This window comes from Tardiphaga sp. (assembly GCF_044340795.1).
In the GTDB taxonomy this organism is placed as follows: domain Bacteria; phylum Pseudomonadota; class Alphaproteobacteria; order Rhizobiales; family Xanthobacteraceae; genus Tardiphaga.
In genome coordinates this window covers 1-2,810 of sequence record NZ_JBIISY010000428.1, presented here as the reverse complement: position 1 = coordinate 2,810, position 2,810 = coordinate 1, and the positions used below count along the sequence as shown (strand labels likewise).

General features: G+C 63.5%; 3 protein-coding genes. All 3 read left to right on the top strand.

What is annotated here, in order from left to right:
• Positions 1 to 106 precede the first annotated feature (106 nt).
• Entirely contained in the window at positions 107 to 919 is an 813-nt protein-coding gene (locus ACIQ17_RS32680) for a thiazole synthase (protein WP_398473722.1), read from the top strand.
• Entirely contained in the window at positions 906 to 1,514 is a 609-nt protein-coding gene (locus ACIQ17_RS32675; RefSeq protein ID WP_398473721.1) for a thiamine phosphate synthase, read from the top strand. The genes ACIQ17_RS32680 and ACIQ17_RS32675 overlap by 14 nt, the downstream gene beginning before the upstream one ends.
• Positions 1,515 to 1,541: 27 nt before the next feature.
• Positions 1,542 to 2,810 (top strand): phosphomethylpyrimidine synthase ThiC (gene thiC / locus ACIQ17_RS32670; protein WP_398473720.1); only part of this gene is annotated, 1,269 nt, incomplete at its 3' end.

The window sequence follows — 2,810 nt, the reverse complement described above, 5'->3', positions numbered from 1 at the left end:
TGACCGGGCGACCCGGTACACTCCAGCGCTGCGGCTCAAGCACGGTCGCCGGCGTTTACTGGATCCCCGCTTTCGCGGGGATGACAATCGAGATTGGAGGAGCAGCATGAGCGCTTCCGCAACAACGACCACCTCCACCGTCAACTTCTACGGCAAGACCTTCTCGTCCCGCCTCCTGATCGGCACGGCGCTGTATCCGTCGCCGGCCATCATGCAGGAGTCCATCCGCGCCTCCGGTGCCGGCATCGTTACCGTGTCCGTCCGCCGCGAGACCGCGGGCGGCAAGACCGGCGATGCGTTCTGGTCGCTGATCCGCGAGCTCGACGTCGCCGTGCTGCCGAACACCGCCGGTTGCCGCAGCGTGCGCGAGGCTGTGACGACCGCGAAGCTCGCGCGCGAACTGTTCGACACGCCCTGGATCAAGCTGGAAGTGATTGCCGACAACGACACGCTGCAGCCGGATGTGGTCGGGCTTGTCGAGGCCGCGAATATCCTGACCAAGGACGGTTTTGAGGTCTTCCCCTATTGCACCGAAGACCTCGGGGTCGCCATGCGCCTCGTCGATGCCGGCTGCAAGGTGGTGATGCCCTGGGCCGCGCCGATCGGCTCGGCGCGCGGCATCATCAATGGCGATGCGCTGAAACTGCTGCGCGATCGCCTGCCCGATATCACGCTCGTGGTCGATGCCGGCATCGGTGCACCCTCGCATGCGGCGGAGGCGCTGGAGCTCGGCTATGACGCCGTGCTGCTCAACACCGCCGTCGCAAAGGCTGCCGATCCCGTCGCGATGGCCAATGCCTTCCGTCTCGCCGTTGAAGCCGGTCGCACCGGTTTTGAGGCCGGGCTGATGGGCGAACGTGATTTCGCTTCCCCTTCCACTCCAGTCATCGGGACACCGTTCTGGCATGCCGTATCCTGACCGTTTCTATCCTGTCGTCGACACCGTCGAATGGGTCCGGCGCCTCACCGCCCTCGGCGTCGGCACCGTGCAGTTGCGCGCGAAGGATCTCGACGATGCCTCCGCGATGATCCTATTCCGCGCGGCACTCGACGTGACCAAGGGCACCAGCACGAAGCTGGTGGTCAACGACTACTGGCGCGTCGCCATCAAGCTGAAGGCGCAGCATCTGCATCTCGGCCAGGAAGACCTTGCCGAAGCCGATGTCGCTGCCATCAAGAAGGCCGGCATCACGCTCGGCCTCTCCACCCATGATGAAGAAGAACTGGAAAACGCCCTGCGCGCGGAGCCCGATTATGTCGCGCTCGGACCGATCTTCTTCACCACGCTGAAATCCATGCGCTTTGAACCGCAGGGCATTCCGAAAATCGGCACGTGGAAAAAGCGCGTCGGCAAGCTTCCGCTGGTCGCCATCGGCGGCATCAAGTTCGAACACGCCGCGGAGATCTTTGCCGCGGGTGCCGACTCCATCGCTGTGGTCAGCGATGTCACCCAGAATCCCGATCCGGATGCCCGCGTGCGGCAATGGCTCGGCCTTTCCGAACAAGTAGCCTGATCGCAAAAACCAACGGAGGATCGTCCCATGAACATCCGCTCCAATCCCGACACCACCCTTCCCGCCGTCACCACTGGCGCCCTGCCGTCCTCGCGAAAGTTCTATTCCACACCTGATAGCGCACCGGACCTGCGCGTGCCCTTGCGCGAGATCATTTTGTCCGAAGGCGCCGGTGAACCGAACCTGCCGGTCTATGACACGTCAGGCCCCTATACCGACCCGAACGTGCTGATCGACGTCAACAACGGCCTCACCCGCACGCGCCAGGACTGGGTGAAGGAGCGCGGCGGCGTCGAGGAATATGAAGGCCGCCAGATCAAGCCGGAAGACAATGGCAATGTCGGCGCCAAGCATGCCGCCGCTGCCTTCAAGGCACATCACAAGCCGCTGCGCGGTGTGGGCGACGCACCGATCACCCAGCTCGAATTCGCCCGCGCCGGCATCATCACCAAGGAGATGATCTATGTGGCCGAGCGCGAAAATCTCGGCCGCAAGCAGCAGCTGGAGCGCGCCGAAGCCGCGCGCGCCGATGGCGAGAGTTTTGGCGCCGAAGTGCCGCTGTTCATCACGCCGGAATTCGTGCGCTCGGAAATCGCCCGTGGCCGCGCGATCATTCCCTGCAACATCAACCACGCCGAACTCGAGCCGATGATCATCGGCCGCAACTTCCTCACCAAGATCAACGCAAATATCGGCAACTCCGCCGTGACCTCGTCGGTCGAGGAAGAAGTCGACAAGATGGTGTGGGCGATCCGCTGGGGCGCCGACACGGTGATGGACCTCTCCACCGGCCGCAACATCCACACGACGCGTGAATGGATCATGCGCAATGCGCCGATCCCAATCGGCACCGTGCCGATCTATCAGGCGCTGGAGAAGTGCGACGGCGATCCGGTCAAGCTGACCTGGGAGCTCTACAAGGACACGCTGATCGAGCAATGCGAACAGGGCGTGGACTATTTCACCATCCATGCTGGCGTGCGCCTGCAATATATCCACCTCACCGCCAACCGCGTCACCGGCATCGTCTCGCGCGGCGGTTCGATCATGGCGAAGTGGTGCCTCGCGCATCACAAGGAGAGCTTCCTCTACACCCATTTCGACGAGATCTGCGATATCATGCGCAAGTATGACGTCTCGTTCTCGCTGGGCGATGGCCTGCGGCCGGGCTCCATCGCCGATGCCAATGACCGCGCGCAGTTTGCCGAACTGGAGACGCTGGGCGAGCTGACGCAGATCGCCTGGAAGAAGGGCTGCCAGGTGATGATCGAGGGCCCCGGCCACGTGCCGATGCAC